Genomic DNA, 22,977 nt, shown 5'->3' with positions numbered 1-22,977 from the left:
CATGAGGGTAAACAGCATGAAAAAGAGTAATCGCATTCAGCGCTACAGCGCGCCTGAGCGTATAAACCACTGGATTGTGGCATTCTGCTTCGTGTTTGCCGCGATAAGCGGGTTAGGGTTTTTGTTCCATTCGCTGAACTGGTTGCTACATATTCTCGGTACGCCACAACTGGCGCGTATACTGCATCCGTTTGTTGGCGTGGTGATGTTTGTGGCCTTTTTGCTGATGTTCCTGCAGTACTGGAAACACAACCTGATACAGCGCGATGACATTGAATGGCCCAAAAACATCCATAAAATTTCCAGAAATCAGGAAGTCGGTGACACAGGTCGGTATAATTTCGGGCAAAAGTGCGTGTTCTGGTTGTCCATCATTTGCCTAGTGCTGTTGCTTGCGAGTGGGATATAGCCAAGAGACATTATTTTGATAACAATTAGCTGTATTTTTTTCCACATATCAGGGCATTGGCTGTAATCATTTTTAAGTCGGTTGGATATAGTGATGTGGCGTCCCTACTTTGCCCCGGCGTTTCCTATCCCGGTGATTCGTTTGGCCCTGCTGGTACACTCGCTGGCGACCGTTGCTCTGATCCTGGTCATCAATGGTGCATATGTATGCGGCACTATGGGTGAAAGGAACAATTACTGCTATGGTAGAAGGCTGGGTACCTGCGGCGTGGGCGAAAAAGCATCATCCACGTTGGTATCGAGAGATTCAACGAAAACAACAAGAAAAACAACCGTAAACAACAGGATAAATCACCCGCATGAGTATTCGCATTGTCCCTCAGGATCAGCTGGAAAATAATGAAAAATCATCAACGGTGGGCGTGATCCCGCCGTTGTTGTTCGCTAATTTAAAGAGCCTGTACAGCAGCCGTGCAGAGCGTCTGCGCCAATTGGCAGCTGACCATGCGCTCAGCGATTACCTGAATTTTGCTGCAGTCATGGTTGAGGCACAGCAGAAGGTGCTACACGATCATCCGTTGCGTGTCGATTTGACCGATGTGTTGGCACAGGCGCAGCAGAACAATCGCCCGCCGCTGGATGCCAGCGTGTTTCCGCGTGATGCACACTGGCATACGCTACTGTATGCGTTGATCGAAGAGTTAATGCCTGCCGCCAACGGTCAGGTGCTGGCTACGCTGGAAAATCTGAAGAAAATGCCGGTGCAGGAGTGGGAAACATTGGCCGACAGCCTGCTGGCACATCAGTTTAACGGTGAAGATAACGATAAAGCCCCGTTCATCTGGGCCGCCCTCTCTCTTTATTGGGCGCAGATGGCGACGCAACTGCCGGGTAAAGCGAAAGCCGAAGTGGGGGAGCACCGTCAGTTCTGCCCGGTGTGTGGCGGTATTCCTGTTTCTGGTGTAGTGCAACTTGGAACCACCAGCGGCCTGCGTTACCTGCACTGCAACCTGTGCGAAAGTGAATGGCACATGGTGCGCGTGAAATGCAGTAACTGCGAGACAACCGGCAACCTCAATTATTGCTCGTTAGACAGTGAAGAGTCAGCCATCAAGGCAGAGGGCTGCGGTGATTGCGGCACCTATATCAAGCTGCTTTATCAGGAGAAAGATCACCGTGTCGAAGCGCTAGCGGACGATCTCGCCTCACTGGTGCTGGATATAAAAATGGAAGAAGAGGGATTCTCTCGCAGCAGCATCAACCCCTTCCTGTTTCCTGAATACACCACGGCGGATTGATGTCGTAGCGTACCGTTATAGCCAAGCGACATTATTTTGATAACAATTAGCTGTATTTTTTTGCCACATATCAGGGCATTGGCTGTAATCATTTTTAAGTCGTTTGGCTATATTTAGCAGGATGGATAGTCCGGCAAGCAGCGCTGGGGCGCTTTCTTTACGCCCTCGTTTTTGTTGTCGTCCGGATAATCGGCAAATTAACTGACGGGCTGCCGCATTGTCGTCTCCTTCAGCGCGTTGCAGCCGCCATACCAGCACACATGCCATGCTAGATGCTAGCTATCAATAACCTGCATAGCAGGGCACCAGCACTGCGCTGAAGCCATTTTTCTACATCATGACCGGCACCTTTCAGCAGCTTAAAAAAGGATTCAATACCCCAGCGCCAGTAATACCAGCGAGCGACTTCCGCGCTGGTGAGCTCGTTGCTAACGTTTGTGAGCAGCGTCCAGCGTCCGATAAATTTACCGTGAGTATCGGTAAGGCGAACCACAATTAATCTGAGTGTCAGAGCTACGCCTGGCTGAACTTTCACTCGCCGTCCGGTGTTCTTGTCTTTCCGCTTTGGTTTTGCTGTTCGCGTTATGATCACGGATGTTTCCCCGATCTCCATATTGGCTTTTTTCCCTTTCCAGCCAACCTGTCCGTTTGCGATAAATGGCAGATCGTCTGCAATTTCACCAATTTTACGGGTGTCACCGCCCCACTCGGCCCGATGCCCTTCCTTTCCCCGGATAAGCCAACATATTCCCTGGGAGCTTAATGTGCGCATATGCCCGATAGAGTCACCTTCACGGTCAATGAGATGAACTAACTTCTTCCCGGTATCAAGAGACTCAACGCGGGCGATATCAGCCGTCAAAGCATCCATATGAGTCAGACTCTCAGACAAGCCCTCGGTTAGCGTTGAACGACAACCCGCCCTATCGGTTAGAGTTTGAGACAGGGGCGCTATTGGTAAACCATTTGCAGCATCAACCAGTAGGCTGGTTTGTAGCTCATAACCGACGTCGCCACCATGCGTCATTTTCAAACGTTCTTCTTTCCCATTGTGGGTACGAAACTGTAAATGAGACCAGTCGTGAACGACGAGAGCGTATGGATGCGGGCTAAGTGCAACCTGCCGGAGAGCCAGCGAAATAATCGGTTCATTGAGCTGACTGAAGCTAATACGTTACCGACGCTCAAATCGCAGCCTTGGAGAAGAAGGCGCACGATGATGAGGCCTGCGGTGAAATCGAGACGGCACATCCCGGGTATCTGGGCTCGCAGGACACCTTCTACGTGGGCAATCTGAAGGGGGTGGGCCGTATCTACCAGCAGACGTTCGTGGATACGTACTCGAAAGTGGCGCACTGCAAGCTGTATACGAATAAAACACCGCTCACCGCCGCCGACCTGCTCAATGATCGCGTACTCCCGTTCTACGAGGCTCAGGGACTGCCGGTGCTGAGAATACTGACCGACAGGGGTACGGAGTACTGTGGTAAAGTGGAGCAGCATGATTATCAGCTTTATCTGGCTATCAACGATATCGAACATACGAAAACGAAGGCGATGTCTCCGCAGACGAACGGCATCTGCGAGCGCTTCCATAAAACCATTTTGCACGATTTTTATCAGGTTACGTTCCGCAAGAAGTTATATGGAGACCTGGAAAGTCTGCAGGTAGATCTGGACAACTGGTTGTGGCATTACAATAATGAGCGAACTCATCAGGGAAAAATGTGCTGCGGGCGTACGCCGATGGCCACTTTACTCGATGGAAAACGGATCTGGGCAGAAAAGAATCTGAACCAGATGTAATCTGACAGACACCTGTATAAATAATCGGTAACTGTCAGATCTGGTCTGAGCTAGTACAGCTAATAACTCTCAGAAGTAAAATGAGGTGTAAAAAATCTGTCACTGAAGGGCACAGATAAATAACGTATATCAACGAATAAAAAAAGGGCCTAGCCATTTGCTAACCCCTTAATAACTAAAAGCTTTTTGATGTCGCGTTAGCGAACTCTTAGTTAAGACGCTCTTTGATACGAGCAGACTTACCAGTGCGCTCACGCAGGTAATACAGTTTAGCCTGGCGTACTGCACCACGACGTTTCACAGTGATGCTGTCAACAACCGGAGAGTGAGTCTGGAATACACGCTCTACGCCTTCGCCGTTAGAAATTTTGCGAACAGTGAATGCAGAGTGCAGACCGCGGTTACGAATAGCGATAACCACGCCCTCGAATGCCTGCAGACGTTTTTTGCTACCTTCAACAACCCATACCTTCACTTCCACGGAATCACCCGGACGAAATGCAGGTACGTCCTGTTTCATCTGCTCTTGTTCAAGCTGCTTAATAATGTTGCTCATAATATGTCTCTTACCCTAGGTAAACTGATACATGGGTACGCGCACCGAAGTGCAACGCCCTAATCCTCTCGTTGCTCAGGCTGATGCTCACGCTGGAACTCAGTCAGCAACGCCGTTTGCTCGTCAGTCAGAGCTAGGCTTTTCAGAAGTTCAGGTCTTCTAAGCCAAGTTCGGCCAAGCGACTGCTTTAATCGCCAGCGACGTATTTCAGCATGGTTTCCCGACAGTAACACCGGGGGAACCTCCACGCCTTCCAGCACTTCAGGACGAGTGAAGTGTGGGCAATCCAACAGCCCACCTGCAAAGGAGTCCTCTTCCGCAGAAGATTCATGCCCCAGCACGCCGGGAATAAAACGGGATACCGAGTCAATAAGCACCATTGCTGGCAACTCACCGCCACTGAGAACGTAATCCCCGATTGACCATTCTTCATCAATTTCGGTTCTGATTACGCGCTCGTCAATCCCTTCATACCGGCCGCACACCAAAATCAGTTTCTGATGCGTTGCGAGCTGCCGTACGCCCTGTTGATCCAGCTTACGGCCCTGAGGTGATAAATAAATCACCCTAGCACCGTCGCCTGCCGCGGCCTTTGCTTCATGAATGGCATCCCGCAAGGGTTGCACCATCATCAGCATACCGGGGCCGCCACCATAAGGGCGATCGTCCACGGTACGATGCCGATCGTAGGCGAAATCACGAGGATTCCAACACGCTACGTTCAGCAGGCCATTTTTTACTGCCCGACCAGTGACTCCATAATCAACCACTGCGCGAAACATCTCTGGAAACAGGCTAATCACCCCAATCCACATTTTTGCGTTCCACTCAGTTCGTTCGTTTGATTCAGAGCTCAAAAACTCGGGTCCCAATCTACTTCAATCGTTTTCATAGAAAGGTCTACGTGCTTGATAACCTGTCCGGTCAGAAACGGAATCAACTGTTCCTTCGCGCCGAAGGCATCTTTCAGGTTAGCTTTGACCACCAGCACATCGTTAGAACCGGTTTCCATCATATCAATGACTTTTCCCAGCTGATATCCCGCAGATGTAATGACTTCGCAGCCAAAAAGATCCTTCCAGTAATAATCACCTTCCTCCAAATCAGGAAGCTGTGCAGAATCTACAACGATCTCAGCGTTCGTTAATAAATTTGCCGCATCGCGATCATCAACACCTTTTACTTTGATGATCAGATCCTGATTGTGGTGTTTCCAGCTTTCGAGCTCGACAATCTGCCAAGATCCCTGAGACTGGATATACCAAGGCTGGTAATCAAAAATGCTTTCGGTTTCTTCGGTGGAGGAAAACACTCTGAGCCAACCCCGAATACCATACGTTGACCCCACTTTTCCCATCACGATGGGATTAACAGGGGATGACGGGTTAAGTTGCTTGCTCATTGTCACCACCGCAGCAGATTACGCAGCTTTTTTAGCATCTTTGATCAGCGCAGAAACACGATCAGAGATAGTTGCACCTTGGCCAACCCAATGTGCAATACGGTCCAGATCCAGACGCAGAGCTTCGGCTTTACCGGCTGCGATCGGGTTGAAGAAACCGACGCGCTCGATGAAACGACCGTCGCGTGCATTGCGGCTGTCAGTTACGACGACTTGATAGAACGGGCGTTTTTTCGCGCCGCCACGTGCCAAACGAATTGTTACCATAACATCCTCTTTAGTTAATAAAACAGCCGGGCCCCATCGAGGAACGGGGCCCGGGTGTCATATAAAAAGCCCGAGAATTTTACTCATTTTGGTGCAAAAAGCAATCTAAAGCGTCAACTTGCGCTGTCAAGAGCAAAAAAATCGCGATTAACGCCCTGGGAAACCCGGCGGCATCATGCCTTTCATGCTACGCATCATTTTTGCCATACCGCCATTTTTCATCTTTTTCATCATACGCTGCATGTCGTCAAACTGTTTTAACAAACGGTTGACGTCTTGCACCTGCATACCTGACCCAGTGGCGATACGACGCTTGCGTGACCCTTTGATGATTTCCGGCTTGGCACGTTCCTGTTGCGTCATCGAGTTGATGATGGCTTCCATACGCACCAGCACTTTGTCATCCATTTGAGATTTCACGTTGTCCGGCAACTGTCCCACGCCCGGCAGCTTGCTCATCATGCTGGCCATGCCGCCCATGTTACGCATCTGCTTAAGCTGATCGAGGAAATCGGTTAAATCAAAGCCATCCCCTTTCTTCAGCTTTTTCGCCAGTTTTTCCGCCTGAGAGCGGTCAACCTTGCTTTCAATATCTTCGATCAGGGAAAGCACATCCCCCATACCGAGAATACGCGACGCAATACGTTCGGGATGGAACGGCTCCAAGGCTTCTGTCTTTTCGCCAACGCCGAGGAATTTAATCGGTTTGCCGGTAATATGACGAATTGACAGCGCCGCACCGCCGCGCGAATCACCATCAATTTTAGTCAAAATCACACCGGTAAGCGGTAGTGCCTCATTAAAGGCTTTTGCGGTATTGGCCGCATCCTGACCGGTCATGGTGTCAACCACAAACAGTGTTTCAACAGGCTTGATGGCCGCATGCACCTGCTTGATTTCGTCCATCATCGCTTCGTCAACGTGCAGACGGCCGGCCGTATCCACCAGCAGCACATCGTAAAACTTCAGCTTGGCGTGTTGTAACGCGCGGTTAACGATATCAAGCGGTTTTTCGTGCGCGTCGGAGGGGAAGAAATCCACCTCGACCGTTTGAGCCAGGGTTTCCAGCTGTTTGATCGCCGCAGGGCGGTATACGTCCGCGGAAACCACCAGCACTTTCTTCTTGTGCTTCTCACGCAGGAACTTGCCCAGCTTACCCACGCTGGTGGTTTTACCCGCCCCTTGCAAACCCGCCATCAACAGCACGGCCGGCGGTTGAGCTGCCAGATTCAAGGCTTCGTTGGTTTCTCCCATCGCGGCAACAAGTTCGTTTTTGACGATCTTGATGAATTCCTGGCCCGGCGACAGACTTTTGTTTACTTCATGCCCGACGGCACTTTCCTTGACCCGGTTGATAAAATCACGCACCACAGGGAGCGCCACATCGGCTTCAAGTAAGGCCATACGCACTTCGCGCAGGGTGTCTTTGATGTTGTCTTCAGTCAACCGTCCGCGGCCACTGATGTTGCGCAATGTGCGCGAGAGTCTGTCAGTTAAGTTATCAAACATTATCTTGTGCTCAACGAAAGGCGGGCCGCATACGCGACACTCTGGACAAATATGGCTGATTATACCATGAAAGACGAAACGATTGCTGTGAAGCGCGACGATAACCGGTTGGTGCGTGACGAGACAACCGCTATACTGGCACTCCCTATCACTTCAACAGCCGCTCAATGTGTTGATCACTATGCCACTCTTTGCCATTACAGCGTTAGTCGCCTACTCAATCAGCCTGGGACTGATTATTCCTGGCCTATTGCGCAAACAGAGTGCCTACCGTCGGTTGGCGATGATCTCTGCGGCAGTGGCCCTGATCTGCCACGCCATTACGCTCTATCACCGCATTTTTGATGTGCAAACCGGGCAGAATCTTAGCCTGTTGAATATCGGCTCTACCATCAGCCTAGTGATATGCACCGTGATGACTGTTGTTGCGTCGCGCAATCGTTGCTGGTTTCTGTTGCCTATCGTTTACACGTTTGCGTTTATTAATCTGGCCTTTGCCAGCTTTTTGCCCGGTGAGTTTATAACGCATCTGGAAAAAACGCCGGGGTTGCTGTTCCATATCGGGCTGGCGTTGTTCTCTTATGCCACCCTGATTATTGCCGCGCTCTATGCGCTGCAATTAGCACTGATCGATTATCTGCTCAAAAACAAAAAGCTGAGCATCGTTTCTGAAATGCTGCCGCTGTTAAGCATTGAGCGCAAGATGTTTCATGTCACGCAAATTGGCGTCATCCTGCTAACGATGACGTTGTGCAGCGGTTTGTTTTACATGGATAACATCATTGAGAACAAAGAGAATCTGCACAAGGAGCTGTTCTCCTTGTTTGCCTGGTTCAACTATATTCTGCTGCTGTGGGGGCATTACCATGAAGGGTGGCGCGGACGCCGAATAGTATGGTTCAGCATGGTGGGCACACTGTTACTGACGCTGGCCTACTTCGGCAGCCGTGTTATCCAGCACTTTGTTGCACAGTAATACGCTTTATCCGTGACGATATGCAAACAAAAAATCTATGGTCACCCCCATTTTTGCAACACTGATTTTTGACTAATGGTGGGCTTGCTTCAATCTATCCGGCGTCTCTGCGGGCGAGATGCCCGCGCTTGGTGAACCTGAAAAGGCCCTCGGCTTCAGTGAGCCATTTTTGTCGTCAGGTTTTTCAGCAGGCCGATATGCCGTTCATGTCATCAATAATCAGTCTTCGCAAAACAAGATTGGTAACTGCTGTTTAATTACTTAATAATCAGTGTGTTGATGTAGTTCTATATAACATCAGGCCTGATATTCATTGTGATTAGTTGTGATTGACTAGGCTATTCGCGCCAGTTTGTTTGCCAGAGCACAGGCGACAATATTTAAATGTTTGTTATCGAGTTGCCCCCGAACCCATTCAGCAAGCCTACCCTGCTGATGTTCAAGTCGCATCATGAATGAGCGGGCACATTGAACCAGAAGTTTGCGTAAATTTTTATCACCTCGTTTGCTTATCCCCAGCAGAGTCGGCATAAGTATCTACACATCTTTTGCAATATCTGCTATTACGTTGCTGCATGATCTCAACTTATCCATCGGCGGGATTGATGCCCGCCTTAACCGGCGTTATCAGCGTCTGGTTAACCAACACATGACTCCCCCAGCACCATTGGCGTCAGCCGTTAAAGACCTTGCCTGCGCGCAGAAAACAACATTCGCCACTACTCAGGCCGTTTGGCGTTTTTTTAATAATGAATGTATTAGCTTCAGTCAGCTCAATGAACCGATTATTTCGCTGGCTCTCCGGCAGGTTGCACTTAGCCCGCATCCATACGCTCCCGTCGTTCACGACTGCTCTCATTTACAGTTTCGTACCCACAATGGGAAAGAAGAACGTTTGAAAATGACGCATGGTGGCGACGTCGGTTATGAACTACAAACCAGCCTACTGATTGATGCTGCAAATGGTTTACCAATAGCGCCCCTGTCTCAAACTCTAACCGATAGGGCGGGTTGTCGTTCAACGCTAACCGAGGGCTTGTCTGAGAGTCTGACTCATATGGATGCTTTGACGGCTGATATCGCCCGCGTTGAGTCTCTTGATACCGGGAAGAAGTTAGTTCATCTCATTGACCGTGAAGGTGACTCTATAGCCAACAGACTTAAAAATGATTACAGCCAATGCCCTGATATGTGGCAAAAAATACAGCTAATTGTTATCAAAATAATGTCGCTTGGCTATATGGGGGAACAACGCATAGGACTGAAACACCATACAGATATCACGCTGCTGGATGGAGCGATCGGTTACGTCCTCGCCGTCGATATAGATGCGGCCTTCACTGGGTTTTTCCAACCCGGCCAGCAACCGCAGCACGGTGGTCTTGCCACAACCGGACGGGCCGAGCAATGTTGAGGGATCGCCAGGTCGAGATTTTCCAGCACGGTGTTAGTGCCAAAGCGTTTTGTTACGCCTTTGAGCTCGACGAAGTTTTTACGTGGTGCCTGCTCCGCTTCAGCGGTGGCGTGTTGGGTTAATTCGGTATTCACGATAGTCACCTTCTGATTATAGCTAAACGACTTAATTTTGATTGCATTATTTAAATGAGTTATTCAATTGATTTTAGAGGTAAAGTGATATCTACACGGGAAGAAGAAGGGTTGAGTATCCGAGAAACAGCGAAGCAATTTCGGATTGGCCCTGCCTCTGTATTGCGTTGGATTAATCAAATAGCGTCAAAAGCATCGACCACGCGTCAGCGAAAGATCGATAAATCCGAGTTGATAAAAGATGTTGAACCATATCCAGATGCTTACCAAAAAGAACGTGCAGAGCGTTTTGGCGTTTGTCAGAAGGCCATTTGGCAAGCTCTTAAAAAGCTGGGATTGACCTATAAAAAAACGCTACGTCACCCGAAAGCCGACGAAAGCGCCTGGCAAGCATTTCAACAAAAAATACAACAGTATGAAAAAGAAGGTAAGCCTATTGTTTTTATTGATGAAAGTGGTTTTCCACACGATACCCCACGGACTCATGGCTATTCCCCAAAAGGTCAACGGTGTTTTGGCCTGAAGAACTGGGGAGCCAAGGGAAGAACAAATGTTATCGGCGCGTTATTAGGCACAACGCTGTTTGCTATCGGATTATTTGATATCAATATTAACAGTGATGTTTTCTATTCCTGGGTCACACAAGTCCTTATCCCAGTACTCCCTAAAAACAGGGTAATCGTGATGGACAATGCAACTTTTCACAAAAAAATAATATTCAACAAGTCATCATCGATGCAGGGTATATGGTGGAGTATTTGCCTACATATTCGCCAGATCTCAACCCCATTGAGCATAAATGGGCACAAGCAAAAAGCAAAAAAAGAGAGAGTGGTTGCGATACAGAGATTTTGTTCTCAGTCCATATGGTGTAATCAAAATTAAGTCGCCTTGCTATACATTCAAGGTAAACAATGGGATAAACTGCATCTAGGGGGCGATTTTGCCATTCAACAACCTGCTCCATAACGGCATCGGTGACCTTCGATACCAGGGCGAGTGAGACATCCGCGTCATACAGTTCTTTGAACGCAGCGGCAATTTCGCGGGTGGTCATCCCTTTGGCATACAACGATAAAATCTGGTTATCCATCCCGGTGAGCAGGGTCTGGTTCTTCTTCAGCAGTTGCGGTTCAAAGGAACCATCACGATCACGTAGTGTACGCAGTTCCAGCGGACCATCGCCGGTGGTATAGCCAACCGACATTATTTTGATAACAGCTAGCTATGCTTTTTTGCCGCATATCAGGGTATCTGTTGTAATCATTTTTAAGTCGTTTGGCTATAACAGTCTTTGTGGAGTAGCCATTGCGCGTGTTAGTTCCAGATTTGGACTGGGGCTTCTCATGCCCGAGGTGATGGGTCATTTCAGCATTAAGGGCAGCTTCAACGCTGATCTTTTTCAGCAGGCGATCAAACTGGTTGAGAGCGTCAGGGGTTTTGAGATTTTTGGCCAGCTCGTTAGCCAGAGCCTGTAACTGTTTTTCGTCCATAAAGTAACCTGCTTTTGATGTTGGATTGAACATATCAAAATCAGGCAATTACACAATCTCGTCTACAGCCTCTTTTCAGTCCATATGGTGTAATCAAAATTAAGTCTCTTGGCTATACCAACGATAATAGCCTGGGTCGCTCACGAGGTGGTTATGGCACCAAAATCCACATGGCGACTGACGGAAGCGGCATCCCGCTAAACATCGTACTGAGTGCTGGGCAGGGTCACGAAAGCCTGTTTGCGTTACGACTCCTGGACGGAATTGGCGTTCAACGCCAGAACGGCAGCATGAAGCGTCGCGGCCATGCAGTACTGGCTGACAAAGCCTACTCTGGGAATGCACTACGTAACGAGTTGAAAAAAGAGGGATAAAAATGGTTATTCCCCGAAAATCAAATGAAAAACTGGCTTCAGATGGACGCTCGCAACTTGATCGTGATGCTTATCGCCGTCGCAACGTTGTGGAAAGGTGTTTTGGCCGTTTAAAGGAATATCGACGGATCGCCACACGTTATGAAAAAATGGCAAGAAACTATCTAGCAATGGTGAAACTGGGCTGCATCCGCTTGTTTTACCGCCGGTTACGCAATTAAGGGACACAGCCTAATGAATGCGGGGGGAGAGGCGAGCCTGCTCACCCCGCTATTCGGTTGACCTTATTGCAAACCGGTTTTACGTTTCATTGATGCCATCACTCCGACCCGATCCTGCTGATACTGCGTTAAGCCATTTGCACGCAAATGACATGCAGAGCAGTGGCCACAACCGTCGCCCTGAATCCCGTTGTAGCAGGTCAGCGTTTGGCTGCGTACCGTATCAATATGGTGGTAATGGTCAGCTAACGCCCAAGTTTCCGCCTTGTTGAGCCACATGAGCGGTGTAATAAACTGAATATCACGGGCGATGCCGAGCACGATAGCGTGATTCAGGGCTTTGACAAACTCATCGCGGCAGTCAGGGTAGCCCGAAAAGTCGGTCTCACAGACGCCAGTGATCACCGCTTCAGCGCCGACTTGATAGGCATAAATGGCTGCCAGCGTAAGAAACAGAATATTGCGTCCGGGCACGAACGTGCTCGGAATACCCGACGCAGAGGCGTCGTAATCGGGTACGGCAATATTGTCGCGCGTCAGGCTACTGACAGCCAATTCATTGAGTAAACAGACATCCAGCACTTTGTGTGCTTTGGCACCCAATTGGTTTGCAAGCGCGCGCGCAATATCGATTTCCGCCCGATGGCGTTGACCGTAATCGAGTGTGACACAGTGCACTTCATCATACAGGCTGAGAGCCTGAATCAGACAGGTGGTGGAATCCTGCCCGCCGCTGAAAACGACAACCGCGCGTTTTGTCATTGCTCTACCTTTGATGCTCAAGGGCGATATGCCCAGTGTGACATAAAAGGTACATGCTATAGCAAAAACGCGTCATTTTCAGCGTTATAGCCAACCGACTTAAAAATGATTACAACACATACCCTGATATGCGGCAAAAAAGCATAGCTGGCTGTTATCAAAATAATGTCGGTTGGCTATATTGTCAACACTGACAGTGCGATAATCAAAAAGCGCTGACCCATACTGATCATGGTAAATGCTGTCGGTTTTATTTTTACCCACAAGGCGAAGCCGGCAGGCAAGACCCCGAACAGCAATACCCAGAGTGCCAGTTGCGGGGGGTTAACAGATCGACAGATTCCGACACGTTGGTTTCCATCACATTCTGTATCATGGTGCTATCGATAATAATGCTGTAGTTCAGCATGAAATATTGCACTGAAGCGCCCGCGATCAGCAGCGCGGCAATTGCCCATTGACGCAGATAGGGAATGGCGAACAGGGTAAAGACGATATTCAGTACGGCGAAAATCACCAACGGCATGCTCAGGAAAAAAAGCAGCGTGGCGCGCTGGCTGAAATCTAGCAGGTGCATCGTTTGACGATAGTAAGCAACGTTTTGCACCAGCGTGATAAAAGCGGAGAAAAACAGCACGTAGCCGATGCTTGTCCACTCGGGGCGAGAAAGGGTAAAACGAATTTTCATGGCTATCTCAATGAATAAAGACAAAATGAGTGATAGTGCGTGACGTTAAGATATTAAAATTAAGCCAACCTTAAGATGACGTTCAGATGTCGTGTAAAAGGAGGGAGAACCGTGAAATGCGGGGACGGGAGAAGGGACATTTGATAGACTTAATGTCCTGTCGATGGTGAGTGCCTAAACATTTAAGGCAATTAAATAGATGATGTCGAGGATGGTGTCAGCCATGTCAAATTCGCTTGTGTCTGGCGAATCAAATGCACTTGATTTGCTGGAGGAACGGCCGTTTAACCCGACGGACCATGAGATCCTGAAATCTTACGAGGCGGTGGTAGACGGTCTGGCGATGCTGATCGGTGAACACTGTGAAATCGTGTTGCACGCGTTAGAAGATCTTAAATGCTCTGCGGTGCGCATTGCCAACGGCGAACACACCGGGCGTAAAATCGGCTCACCGATTACCGATCTGGCGCTGCGTATGCTGCACGATATGGCGGGAGAAGACAGTAGCGTATCCAAAGCGTACTTCACTCGAGCCAAAAGCGGTGTGCTGATGAAATCAGTCACTATCGCCATTCGTAACCGCGAGCAACGTGTGATCGGCCTGCTGTGCATCAACATGAACCTTGATGTGCCTTTTTCCCAGATTGTGCAGACATTTATTCCTCCGGAAACCCATGAAGTGGCCTCCTCGGTGAACTTTGCCTCCTCCGTGGACGATCTCGTTGCGCAGACGCTCGAGTTCTCTATTGAGGAAGTGAACGCGGATCGCAACGTTTCTAACAATGCCAAGAACCGGCAAATTGTGCTGAACCTCTATGAAAAGGGTATTTTCGATATAAAAGACGCGATCAATCAGGTGGCGGATCGCTTGAATATTTCCAAGCACACCGTTTACCTCTACATTCGCCAGTTTAAAAACGGTGATTTCAGCGGGCACGACCGCTAATGTTGCGTTATTGCCTCTTGGTGACAGGCCCGGCATACGGTACGCAGCAGGCGAGTAGCGCGCTGCTGTTTGCCCGGGCTTTGATTGCACAAGGGCACAGCCTGGAAAGCGTGTTTTTTTATCGGGAAGGGGTGCTGAACGCCAGTCAACTGACGTCTCCCGCGAATGACGAGTTCGATTTAACGCGTGCGTGGCAGCAGTTGGGGGCAATGCACCAAGTGGCGCTCAATGTTTGCGTGGCTGCCGCACTGCGTCGCGGTATCACGGACTGTGAACAGGCAAGGCTGCTCGAACTGCCTGCCTCTAATCTGCAATCGGGTTTTTCACTGAGCGGGTTAGGTGAACTGGCTCAGTCCGTGTTGACGTGCGATCGCGTCGTACAGTTTTAAGGAGGGATAATGAAACGCATCGCTTTTTTGTTTCCCCATGCACCGCACGGCGACGCGTCGGGGCGAGAAGGGCTGGATGCCCTATTGGCCACCTCGGCGCTAAGCGATGATATTGGTGTGTTTTTTATCGGTGACGGTGTGCTGCAACTGTTGCCCGGCCAGCAACCTGACACCATTCTGATGCGTAACTACATTGCCACGTTTGGCGTGCTACCGCTGTACGATATCGAGCGCTGCTATCTGTGCGCGGTGTCTGCCGATCAGCGTGGCCTGAACGCGGATACGGCATGGGTGATTGATGTTGAACGGCTCGCGCCGGACGCCCTGCGTGCAACGCTTGCCGACTATGACACTGTCCTTACGTTCTAATTTGAGAGTGTTTTATTTGAGAGTGCTACGCTTATGCAGCCTGTGACCCAACCTCTGAAAACGCGCTTGCACACGCTTTCCCGTTCGCCCTATCACACCGATATAGGCGCTATGTTGCGTTGCGTGTTGCCACAGGATGCGCTGCTGCTGCTGCAAGACGGCGTTATTGCCGCGTTGGGGCAGGGGAACGTGGTGGCTCGCCTGCTGGCATTGGGCATTCCTGTCTACGCGTTGCAGGAAGATGTGCATGCCCGTGGGTTGGCAGAACAAATATCAACCAGTATTCTACTGGTCGACTATACTGAATTTGTCCGGCTGACCGCCCAACACGCTGTGCAACTGGCGTGGTGATGCTGAAATTTTGACTATTTCTTGACTCCTTTCACCGTCAGCCCTAAAATTCTGGGTCCCCATATTTTACTCTGTAATATATGGGGCGATTTATCACGTGTTTACGAAGCGAAAAAAAACCAGGAGTTTTTAATGGCAACAATTAACCAGCTGGTTCGCAAACCGCGCGCTCTGAAGGTTGCAAAAAGCAATGTTCCTGCGCTGGAAGCGTGCCCGCAAAAACGTGGTGTATGTACTCGCGTATATACCACCACTCCGAAAAAACCAAACTCCGCACTGCGTAAAGTATGCCGTGTGCGTTTGACTAACGGTTTTGAAGTGACCTCCTACATCGGTGGTGAAGGTCACAACTTGCAGGAACACTCCGTGATCCTGATCCGTGGCGGTCGTGTTAAAGACCTCCCGGGTGTGCGTTACCACACCGTACGTGGTGCACTGGACTGCTCTGGTGTTAAAGATCGTAAGCAGAGCCGTTCCAAGTACGGCGTTAAGCGTCCCAAGGCTTAATGGTTCTCCGTTAAGTAAGGCCAAACGTTTTAACTTAAATGTCAAACTAAACTCGTAGAGTTTTGGACAATCCTGAATTAACAACGGAGTATTTCCATGCCACGTCGTCGCGTCATTGGTCAACGTAAAATTCTGCCGGATCCTAAGTTCGGATCTGAATTACTGGCCAAATTTGTCAACATTCTGATGGTAGACGGTAAAAAATCTACCGCAGAAGCAATCGTCTATACCGCGCTGGAAACCCTGGCACAGCGTTCTGGTAAAAACGAACTGGAAGCTTTCGAAGTCGCTCTGGACAACGTTCGTCCGACTGTCGAAGTTAAGTCCCGCCGTGTAGGTGGTTCAACTTACCAGGTTCCGGTTGAAGTCCGTCCGGTCCGTCGTAATGCCTTGGCAATGCGTTGGATCGTTGAAGCTGCTCGTAAACGCGGTGATAAATCGATGGCTTTGCGCCTAGCGAACGAACTTTCTGATGCAGCAGACAATAAAGGTACTGCTGTTAAGAAACGTGAAGACGTTCACCGCATGGCCGAAGCCAACAAGGCGTTCGCTCACTACCGCTGGTAATTCCCGCGGGCTAACCAGGCGGGCGTGCTTTGCAGCCCGCCCGTTTGTGTTAACTGATGAATTGAACGTCCGAAGATATAGAGGAAACAAATGGCTCGTACAACACCCATTGCACGCTACCGTAATATCGGTATCAGTGCACACATCGACGCCGGTAAAACCACCACGACTGAACGTATTCTGTTCTACACAGGTGTAAACCACAAAATCGGTGAAGTTCACGACGGCGCCGCCACGATGGACTGGATGGAGCAGGAGCAAGAGCGTGGGATCACCATTACCTCCGCTGCGACTACTGCGTTCTGGTCTGGTATGGCGAAGCAGTTTGAGCCGCACCGCGTAAACATCATCGACACCCCGGGACACGTTGACTTCACTATCGAAGTAGAACGTTCCATGCGTGTTCTTGATGGTGCAGTCATGGTTTACTGTGCTGTTGGTGGTGTTCAGCCGCAGTCTGAAACCGTATGGCGTCAGGCTAACAAATACAAAGTTCCGCGCATCGCGTTCGTTAACAAAATGGACCGTATGGGCGCGAACTTCCTGAAGGTCGTTGGTCAGGTCAAATCCCGTTTGGGCGCGAACCCGGTTCCGCTGCAATTGGCGATTGGTGCTGAAGAAGGTTTCACCGGTGTTGTTGACCTGGTGAAAATGAAAGCGATCAACTGGAACGAAGCCGACCAAGGCGTCACCTTCGAATACGAAGACATCCCTGCTGATATGCTGGAACTGGCTGACGAATGGCACCAGAACCTGATCGAATCCGCTGCGGAAGCTTCCGAAGGGCTGATGGAGAAATACCTAGGCGGTGAAGAACTGACTGAAGAAGAGATCAAAAAAGCTCTGCGTCAGCGCGTTCTGAACAACGAAATCATCCTAGTTACCTGTGGTTCTGCCTTTAAGAACAAAGGCGTACAGGCGATGCTGGATGCGGTAGTTGATTACCTGCCATCTCCGGTCGACGTACCGGCGATCAACGGTATGCTGGATGACGGTAAAGACACGCCTGCTGAACGTCACGCAAGTGATGATGAGCCGTTCTCTGCGCTGGCATTCAAAATTGCTACCGACCCGTTTGTCGGTAACCTGACGTTCTTCCGCGTCTACTCCGGTGTGGTTAACTCCGGTGATACCGTGCTGAACTCCGTGAAAGCGACGCGTGAGCGTTTCGGTCGTATCGTTCAGATGCACGCTAACAAACGTGAAGAGATCAAAGAAGTTCGCGCTGGTGACATCGCGGCAGCCATCGGTCTGAAAGACGTGACCACCGGGGATACCTTGTGCGATCCGGATTCTCCGATCATCTTGGAACGTATGGAGTTCCCGGAGCCGGTTATCTCTATCGCCGTTGAGCCGAAAACCAAAGCTGACCAGGAAAAAATGGGTCTGGCTCTGGGCCGTCTGGCGAAAGAAGACCCGTCCTTCCGCGTATGGACTGACGAAGAATCCAACCAGACCATCATCGCCGGTATGGGTGAGCTGCACCTCGACATCATCGTTGACCGTATGAAACGTGAGTTCAACGTTGAAGCGAACGTCGGTAAACCTCAGGTTGCTTACCGTGAAGCGATTCGCGCGAAAGTTACCGATATCGAAGGTAAACACGCCAAGCAGTCTGGTGGTCGTGGTCAGTATGGTCACGTGGTTATTGACCTGTATCCGCTGGAGCCGGGCTCAAATCCGAAAGGCTACGAGTTCGTCAACGACATCAAAGGTGGTGTAATTCCTGGTGAATACATCCCTGCTGTTGATAAAGGTATTCAGGAACAGCTGAAAGCGGGCCCGCTGGCGGGTTACCCGGTGGTTGATCTCGGCGTGCGTCTGCACTTCGGTTCTTACCATGACGTTGACTCCTCTGAACTGGCGTTTAAACTGGCTGCATCTATCGCCTTTAAAGATGGCTTCAAAAAAGCAAAACCTGTTCTGCTTGAGCCGATCATGAAGGTTGAAGTAGAAACGCCGGAAGAGAACACCGGTGACGTAATCGGTGACCTTAGCCGTCGTCGTGGTATGCTGCGTGGTCAGGAATCTAACGTCACTGGCGTTGTGATTCATGCCGAAGTTCCGCTGTCTGAAATGTTCGGATACGCAACTCAACTGCGTTCTCTGACCAAAGGCCGTGCTTCTTACTCCATGGAGTTCCTGAAGTACGATGATGCGCCGAACAACGTTGCTCAGGCAGTTATTGAAGCTCGTGGTAAATAATTACTAAGCCTAATACATTGATCCCATGCCCTCTCCTCAGGGGAGGGTATTTGAGTAAGGAATATAGCCGTGTCTAAAGAAAAATTTGAACGTATAAAACCCCACGTTAACGTCGGTACTATCGGCCACGTTGACCATGGTAAAACCACGCTGACCGCAGCGATCACCACCGTACTGGCTAAAACCTACGGCGGTAGCGCGCGCGCATTCGATCAGATCGATAACGCGCCGGAAGAAAAAGCACGTGGTATCACCATCAACACCTCTCACGTTGAATACGACACCCCGACCCGTCACTACGCACACGTTGACTGCCCGGGACACGCCGACTACGTGAAAAACATGATCACCGGTGCTGCCCAGATGGACGGCGCGATCTTGGTAGTTGCTGCGACTGACGGCCCGATGCCGCAGACGCGTGAGCACATCCTGCTGGGTCGTCAGGTAGGCGTTCCGTACATCATCGTGTTCCTGAACAAATGTGACATGGTTGATGACGAAGAGCTACTGGAACTGGTTGAAATGGAAGTCCGTGAGCTGCTGTCTCAGTACGACTTCCCGGGTGATGATACCCCGATCGTTCGTGGTTCAGCGCTGAAAGCACTGGAAGGCGACGCTGAGTGGGAAGCAAAAATCATCGAACTGGCTGGCTACCTGGACTCCTACATCCCAGAACCAGAGCGTGCGATTGACCGTCCGTTTCTGCTGCCTATCGAAGACGTATTCTCCATCTCCGGCCGTGGTACTGTAGTTACCGGTCGTGTAGAGCGCGGTATCGTTAAAGTGGGTGAAGAAGTTGAAATTGTTGGTATCAAAGATACTGCGAAATCGACGTGTACTGGCGTTGAAATGTTCCGCAAACTGCTGGACGAAGGCCGTGCGGGTGAGAACGTTGGTGTTCTGCTGCGTGGTATCAAACGTGAAGAAATCGAACGTGGTCAGGTACTGGCCAAGCCGGGCTCCATCAAGCCGCACACCAAGTTCGAATCTGAAGTGTATATCCTGAGCAAAGATGAAGGTGGCCGTCATACGCCGTTCTTCAAAGGCTACCGTCCTCAGTTCTACTTCCGTACTACTGACGTAACGGGCAGCATCGAACTGCCGGAAGGCGTTGAAATGGTAATGCCGGGCGACAACATCAAAATGGTTGTTACCCTGATCCACCCGATCGCGATGGACGACGGTTTGCGTTTCGCAATCCGTGAAGGCGGCCGTACTGTTGGTGCGGGCGTTGTTGCTAAAGTTATGGCTTAATTGCCAATACGCGAGTAACACCCGTGCGCTAGCGATAGCGTAAGAAAAAGGAACACTTCAGTGTCCTTAATGAGATGGTCACCCCCACCCTGTGAGCGTTACGCTAACAGGGTGTTTTTCTTTCTGAAGGGGATCATCATGCAAAACGTTACGCTTATTGGTATCGATCTCGGTAAACATTCCTTCCACGTTCACTGTCAGAACGAAAAAGGTCATGCGCTGCTGCGTAAAAAGTTTTCCCGCACTCAGCTGATTCATTTTCTTGCATCCTGCAAGGCGGCGACCGTGGTGATGGAGTCCTGTGGCGGTGCACACTTCATGGCTCGCCGAGTCGCTGATTTAGGCCATGAGGCAAAGTTAATTTCCCCACAGTTCGTTCGCCCTTTTGTTAAGAGTAACAAGAACGATTTTGTTGATGCAGAAGTTATAGCAAAGCGACATTATTTTGATAACAATTAACTGTATTTTTTTCCACATATCAGGGCATTGGCTGTAATCATTTTTAAGTCGTTTTGGTATATTATCGAGTTCGGTGACCGCCTTGACGGTCACTTCTGAGGAAAGGCATTTACACAAAATCTTAAACAGGCTCTGACAAAACCGTAATTGAAATAGAAGCAATTCTTATTTACACTCTCATTTACTGTTTTGTAGTCACTTTTGCGACTGCCGTGCGGAAGGTAGCAACGAAAGAGGGTGTGGTTCCGCGACTGAGAAAATGAGTTATCCTGTATGTATGTCTGTGTAATGCCATTTCCGATAAAGTTATTTGTATTAGTCGCGACTAGATCTGACACTGGACCTTGAAAGGTTGAGAGTTACCGGTTTTGATATGGGTGTCTAATCCTTAAACAAAACGCGAGGTAACTCTCATGCTTCATACTAACAATCCCATTATCAAACACAAAGCCGGCCTGCTCAATCTCGCCGAAGAACTCGGTAACGTATCAAAAGCCTGCAAGAGCATGGGCGTGTCACGCGATACATTTTACCGTTATCAGGAACTGGCTGCTGAAGGCGCCATTGATGCGCTGGTTAACCAGAACCGCCGGGTTCCGAGCCTGAAGAACCGCGCCGACGAAGCCACTGAACGCGCGGTTGTTGATTATGCTATTGAGTTCCCGCCCCATGGGCAGCACCGGACCAATAATGAGCTGTGTAAAAAAGGCGTGTTTATCTCCGGCAGCGGCGTGCGCTCCATCTGGCAACGACACGACCTGGAGAACTTCCGTAAACGCCTGAAGGCGCTTGAGGAAAAGGTCGCCAGAGAAGGCATTGTCCTTACCGACGCTCAAATCGCAGCCCTGGAGAAGAAGGCGCACGATGATGAGGCCTGCGGTGAAATCGAGACGGCACATCCCGGGTATCTGGGCTCGCAGGACACCTTCTACGTGGGCAATCTGAAGGGGGTGGGCCGTATCTACCAGCAGACGTTCGTGGATACGTACTCGAAAGTGGCACACTGCAAGCTGTATACGAATAAAACACCGCTCACCGCCGCCGACCTGCTCAATGATCGCGTACTCCCGTTCTACGAGGCTCAGGGACTGCCGGTGCTGAGAATACTGACCGACAGGGGTACGGAATACTGTGGTAAAGTGGAGCAGCATGATTATCAGCTTTATCTGGCTATCAACGATATCGAGCATACGAAAACGAAGGCGATGTCTCCGCAGACGAACGGCATCTGCGAGCGCTTCCATAAAACCATTTTGCAGGATTTTTATCAGGTTACGTTCGGCAAGAAGTTATATGGAAACCAGGAAAGCCTGCAGGTAGATCTGGACAACTGGTTGTGGCATTACAATAATGAGCGAACTCATCAGGGAAAAATGTGCTGCGGGCGTACGCCGATGTCCACTTTACTCGATGGAAAACGGAGCTGGGCAGAAAAGAATCTGAACCAGATGTAATCTGACAGACACCTGTATAAATAATCGGTAACTGTCAGATCAGGTCTGAGCTAGTACAGATAATGGGATTGTTAGTATGAAGCATGAGAGTTACCTCGCGTTTTGTTTAAGGATTAGACACCCATATCAAAACCGGTAACTCTCAACCTTTCAAGGTCCAGTGTCAGATCTATCTAGTCGCGACTAATACATATTAGCAAATCTGGTGTATGGCGATCAGGCTACGTTCCGCTCTGATGCTTCGTGAATCTGTTCTCCATCCTTAAATTGGACGTTGCTTACAACCAGGGTCAGCAGGTCAAATCCTCTTAGTCAATTCCAGCTTTTCTGAGCAGACTGGAGCAGCTTAAATACCATTGACAGGGTTGTTTCTCTCGAACCACAGTTCTTCGCGTGTCTGCTTCGTAGCCTCACAGTCGCAAAAGCCGATTCAATCGGATTTGTCGTTCTTATTGACGCCCAGTGCTCTGACGGGAAGTCGTAGAATGCCAGCAGTTCTTCTCGATCTTTCTCCAGCTTCTTCATCGCTGCAGGATATAGCCAACCGACTTAAAAATGATTACAGCCAATGCCCTGATATGTGGCAAAAAAATACAGCTAATTGTTATCAAAATAATGTCGCTTTGCTATAATAGTCTGGGTCGCTCACGAGGTGGTTATGGCACCAAAATCCACATGGCGACTGACGGAAGCGGCATCCCGCTAAACATCGTACTGAGTGCTGGGCAGGGTCACGAAAGCCTGTTTGCGTTACGACTCCTGGACGGAATTGGCGTGCAACGGCAGCATGAAGCGTCATGGCCATGCAGTACTGGCTGACAAAGCCTACTCTGGGAATGCACTACGTAACGACTTGAAAAAAGAGGGATAAAAACGGTTATTCCCCGAAAATCAAATGAAAAACGGGCTTCAGATGGACGCTCTCAACTTGATCGTGATGCTTATCGTCGTCGCAACGTTGTGGAAAGGTGTTTTGGCCGTTTAAAGGAATATCGACGGATCGCCACACGTTATAGCCAAGCGACATTATTTTGATAACAATTAGCTGTATTTTTTTGCCACATATCAGGGCATTGGCTGTAATCATTTTTAAGTCGGTTGGCTATATGAAAAAATGGCAAGAAACTATCTAGCAATGGTGAAACTGGGCTGCATCCGCTTGTTTTAC

23 protein-coding genes and 11 pseudogenes are annotated in these 22,977 nt (G+C 49.7%); 18 read left to right on the top strand and 16 right to left on the bottom strand.

The genetic code is table 11. The features are described from left to right. Nucleotides 1-16 precede the first annotated feature (16 nt). The 3 genes and pseudogenes from ACD630_RS22125 to fdhE all read left to right on the top strand — a co-directional run. A pseudogene (locus ACD630_RS22125) lies at nt 17-403 on the top strand (formate dehydrogenase subunit gamma); the annotation flags it as partial. Between the two features lie 96 nt (nt 404-499). Then, nucleotides 500-746, top strand: a pseudogene (locus tag ACD630_RS22120) (formate dehydrogenase cytochrome b556 subunit); the annotation flags it as partial. Nucleotides 747-767: 21 nt separating this feature from the next. Further along, nucleotides 768-1,706, top strand: a complete 939-nt coding sequence (gene fdhE, locus ACD630_RS22115) for a formate dehydrogenase accessory protein FdhE (protein ID WP_430360664.1) — start codon at nt 768-770, stop codon at nt 1,704-1,706. A 15-nt stretch (nt 1,707-1,721) separates the two neighbouring features. Here fdhE and ACD630_RS22110 read toward each other — a convergent pair whose 3' ends face one another. Continuing rightward, on the bottom strand, nt 1,722-1,973 hold the full coding sequence (locus tag ACD630_RS22110) for a hypothetical protein (RefSeq protein WP_430360663.1): 252 nt from the start codon (nt 1,971-1,973) through the stop codon (nt 1,722-1,724). 1 nt (nt 1,974) lies between these two features. After that, nucleotides 1,975-2,841: a transposase gene (locus ACD630_RS22105; RefSeq protein ID WP_430361244.1), complete on the bottom strand. Its 867-nt coding sequence runs from the start codon at nt 2,839-2,841 to the stop codon at nt 1,975-1,977. A gap of 38 nt (nt 2,842-2,879) precedes the next feature. Here ACD630_RS22105 and ACD630_RS22100 point away from each other — a divergent pair. Further along, nucleotides 2,880-3,512, top strand: a pseudogene (locus ACD630_RS22100) (integrase core domain-containing protein); the annotation flags it as partial. Between the two features lie 208 nt (nt 3,513-3,720). Here ACD630_RS22100 and rplS read toward each other — a convergent pair. The 5 genes from rplS to ffh form a co-directional block, all read right to left on the bottom strand. Further along, nucleotides 3,721-4,068, bottom strand: a complete 348-nt coding sequence (rplS, locus tag ACD630_RS22095; protein WP_222157879.1) for a 50S ribosomal protein L19 — start codon at nt 4,066-4,068, stop codon at nt 3,721-3,723. A gap of 59 nt (nt 4,069-4,127) precedes the next feature. Then, nucleotides 4,128-4,883 (bottom strand): tRNA (guanosine(37)-N1)-methyltransferase TrmD, encoded by a 756-nt coding sequence (gene trmD, locus ACD630_RS22090; protein WP_430361243.1) that lies wholly within the window; start codon nt 4,881-4,883, stop codon nt 4,128-4,130. 38 nt (nt 4,884-4,921) lie between these two features. After that, nucleotides 4,922-5,470: a ribosome maturation factor RimM gene (rimM, locus tag ACD630_RS22085; RefSeq protein WP_430360662.1), complete on the bottom strand. Its 549-nt coding sequence runs from the start codon at nt 5,468-5,470 to the stop codon at nt 4,922-4,924. 18 nt (nt 5,471-5,488) lie between these two features. Continuing rightward, a complete protein-coding gene (gene rpsP, locus ACD630_RS22080; protein ID WP_196907624.1) occupies nt 5,489-5,737 on the bottom strand; it encodes a 30S ribosomal protein S16 in 249 nt (82 codons plus the stop codon). 147 nt (nt 5,738-5,884) lie between these two features. After that, a complete protein-coding gene (gene ffh / locus ACD630_RS22075; RefSeq protein ID WP_430360661.1) occupies nt 5,885-7,246 on the bottom strand; it encodes a signal recognition particle protein in 1,362 nt (453 codons plus the stop codon). Nucleotides 7,247-7,427: 181 nt separating this feature from the next. Here ffh and ACD630_RS22070 point away from each other — a divergent pair, with 181 nt between their 5' ends. Next, on the top strand, nt 7,428-8,222 hold the full coding sequence (locus tag ACD630_RS22070) for a cytochrome C assembly family protein (RefSeq protein ID WP_430360660.1): 795 nt from the start codon (nt 7,428-7,430) through the stop codon (nt 8,220-8,222). 333 nt (nt 8,223-8,555) lie between these two features. Here the strand turns inward: ACD630_RS22070 and ACD630_RS22065 are convergent. Both ACD630_RS22065 and ACD630_RS22060 read right to left on the bottom strand, forming a co-directional pair. After that, a pseudogene (locus ACD630_RS22065) lies at nt 8,556-8,744 on the bottom strand (transposase); the annotation flags it as partial. Between the two features lie 712 nt (nt 8,745-9,456). Next, a pseudogene (locus ACD630_RS22060) lies at nt 9,457-9,770 on the bottom strand (ATP-binding cassette domain-containing protein); the annotation flags it as partial. A gap of 54 nt (nt 9,771-9,824) precedes the next feature. Here ACD630_RS22060 and ACD630_RS22055 point away from each other — a divergent pair. Next, nucleotides 9,825-10,645, top strand: a pseudogene (locus ACD630_RS22055) (IS630 family transposase). Here the strand turns inward: ACD630_RS22055 and ACD630_RS22050 are convergent. Beyond that, nucleotides 10,645-11,263: pseudogene (locus ACD630_RS22050) on the bottom strand (transposase); the annotation flags it as partial. The pseudogenes ACD630_RS22055 and ACD630_RS22050 sit on opposite strands and share 1 nt — an antisense overlap. A 122-nt stretch (nt 11,264-11,385) precedes the next feature. Here ACD630_RS22050 and ACD630_RS22045 point away from each other — a divergent pair. Beyond that, nucleotides 11,386-11,858, top strand: a pseudogene (locus ACD630_RS22045) (IS5 family transposase); the annotation flags it as partial. A 63-nt stretch (nt 11,859-11,921) separates the two neighbouring features. On the opposite strand, the gene queC reads toward ACD630_RS22045, so the two are convergent. From queC to ACD630_RS22030, 3 genes are all read right to left on the bottom strand, one after another. After that, nucleotides 11,922-12,620 carry a 7-cyano-7-deazaguanine synthase QueC gene (queC, locus tag ACD630_RS22040; protein WP_430360659.1) on the bottom strand — a complete coding sequence of 233 codons (699 nt, stop codon included), beginning with the start codon at nt 12,618-12,620 and terminating at the stop codon, nt 11,922-11,924. 176 nt (nt 12,621-12,796) lie between these two features. Then, on the bottom strand, nt 12,797-12,886 hold the full coding sequence (locus tag ACD630_RS22035) for a hypothetical protein (protein WP_430360658.1): 90 nt from the start codon (nt 12,884-12,886) through the stop codon (nt 12,797-12,799). Beyond that, on the bottom strand, nt 12,877-13,332 hold the full coding sequence (locus ACD630_RS22030; protein WP_430360657.1) for a phosphoethanolamine transferase domain-containing protein: 456 nt from the start codon (nt 13,330-13,332) through the stop codon (nt 12,877-12,879). The genes ACD630_RS22035 and ACD630_RS22030 overlap by 10 nt, the downstream gene beginning before the upstream one ends. Before the next feature lie 199 nt (nt 13,333-13,531). Between ACD630_RS22030 and ACD630_RS22025 the strand changes: the two genes are divergently transcribed. From ACD630_RS22025 to ACD630_RS21985, 9 genes and pseudogenes are all read left to right on the top strand, one after another. After that, nucleotides 13,532-14,254 carry a helix-turn-helix transcriptional regulator gene (locus tag ACD630_RS22025; RefSeq protein WP_430361242.1) on the top strand — a complete coding sequence of 241 codons (723 nt, stop codon included), beginning with the start codon at nt 13,532-13,534 and terminating at the stop codon, nt 14,252-14,254. After that, nucleotides 14,254-14,643: a sulfurtransferase complex subunit TusD gene (gene tusD, locus ACD630_RS22020; protein WP_430360656.1), complete on the top strand. Its 390-nt coding sequence runs from the start codon at nt 14,254-14,256 to the stop codon at nt 14,641-14,643. The genes ACD630_RS22025 and tusD overlap by 1 nt, the downstream gene beginning before the upstream one ends. A 9-nt stretch (nt 14,644-14,652) precedes the next feature. Next, nucleotides 14,653-15,012, top strand: coding sequence for a sulfurtransferase complex subunit TusC (gene tusC / locus ACD630_RS22015; RefSeq protein WP_430360655.1), 360 nt, complete (start codon nt 14,653-14,655; stop codon nt 15,010-15,012). Between the two features lie 33 nt (nt 15,013-15,045). Beyond that, on the top strand, nt 15,046-15,363 hold the full coding sequence (gene tusB / locus ACD630_RS22010; RefSeq protein WP_430360654.1) for a sulfurtransferase complex subunit TusB: 318 nt from the start codon (nt 15,046-15,048) through the stop codon (nt 15,361-15,363). Nucleotides 15,364-15,495: 132 nt separating this feature from the next. Next, nucleotides 15,496-15,870, top strand: a complete 375-nt coding sequence (gene rpsL, locus ACD630_RS22005) for a 30S ribosomal protein S12 (protein WP_430360653.1) — start codon at nt 15,496-15,498, stop codon at nt 15,868-15,870. 96 nt (nt 15,871-15,966) lie between these two features. After that, nucleotides 15,967-16,437, top strand: coding sequence for a 30S ribosomal protein S7 (gene rpsG, locus ACD630_RS22000; RefSeq protein WP_195315729.1), 471 nt, complete (start codon nt 15,967-15,969; stop codon nt 16,435-16,437). Nucleotides 16,438-16,527: 90 nt separating this feature from the next. Next, nucleotides 16,528-18,642, top strand: coding sequence for an elongation factor G (gene fusA / locus ACD630_RS21995; RefSeq protein ID WP_430360652.1), 2,115 nt, complete (start codon nt 16,528-16,530; stop codon nt 18,640-18,642). Between the two features lie 69 nt (nt 18,643-18,711). Continuing rightward, entirely contained in the window at nt 18,712-19,896 is a 1,185-nt protein-coding gene (gene tuf / locus ACD630_RS21990; protein ID WP_430360651.1) for an elongation factor Tu, read from the top strand. A 138-nt stretch (nt 19,897-20,034) separates the two neighbouring features. After that, nucleotides 20,035-20,331 (top strand): annotated as a pseudogene (locus tag ACD630_RS21985) (IS110 family transposase); the annotation flags it as partial. Here the strand turns inward: ACD630_RS21985 and ACD630_RS21980 are convergent. Next, the gene (locus ACD630_RS21980) at nt 20,254-20,448 is read right to left on the bottom strand and encodes a hypothetical protein (RefSeq protein WP_430361321.1); all 195 of its coding nucleotides are present in this window, start codon (nt 20,446-20,448) and stop codon (nt 20,254-20,256) included. The pseudogene ACD630_RS21985 and the gene ACD630_RS21980 sit on opposite strands and share 78 nt — an antisense overlap. A 320-nt stretch (nt 20,449-20,768) precedes the next feature. Between ACD630_RS21980 and ACD630_RS21975 the strand changes: the two genes are divergently transcribed. Further along, nucleotides 20,769-21,809 carry an IS481 family transposase gene (locus ACD630_RS21975; protein ID WP_430360650.1) on the top strand — a complete coding sequence of 347 codons (1,041 nt, stop codon included), beginning with the start codon at nt 20,769-20,771 and terminating at the stop codon, nt 21,807-21,809. A gap of 216 nt (nt 21,810-22,025) precedes the next feature. On the opposite strand, the pseudogene ACD630_RS21970 reads toward ACD630_RS21975, so the two are convergent. Next, a pseudogene (locus ACD630_RS21970) lies at nt 22,026-22,346 on the bottom strand (transposase); the annotation flags it as partial. Between the two features lie 93 nt (nt 22,347-22,439). On the opposite strand from ACD630_RS21970, the pseudogene ACD630_RS21965 reads away from it, so the two are divergent. Beyond that, nucleotides 22,440-22,823: pseudogene (locus ACD630_RS21965) on the top strand (IS5 family transposase); the annotation flags it as partial. Here ACD630_RS21965 and ACD630_RS21960 read toward each other — a convergent pair. Next, nucleotides 22,820-22,945 (bottom strand): hypothetical protein, encoded by a 126-nt coding sequence (locus tag ACD630_RS21960; RefSeq protein ID WP_430360649.1) that lies wholly within the window; start codon nt 22,943-22,945, stop codon nt 22,820-22,822. The pseudogene ACD630_RS21965 and the gene ACD630_RS21960 sit on opposite strands and share 4 nt — an antisense overlap. Nucleotides 22,946-22,977: the final 32 nt, after the last annotated feature.

The organism is Symbiopectobacterium sp. RP, assembly GCF_050472005.1.
GTDB lineage: Bacteria > Pseudomonadota > Gammaproteobacteria > Enterobacterales > Enterobacteriaceae > Symbiopectobacterium.
This window is presented reverse-complemented; position numbering and strand designations above follow the sequence as displayed.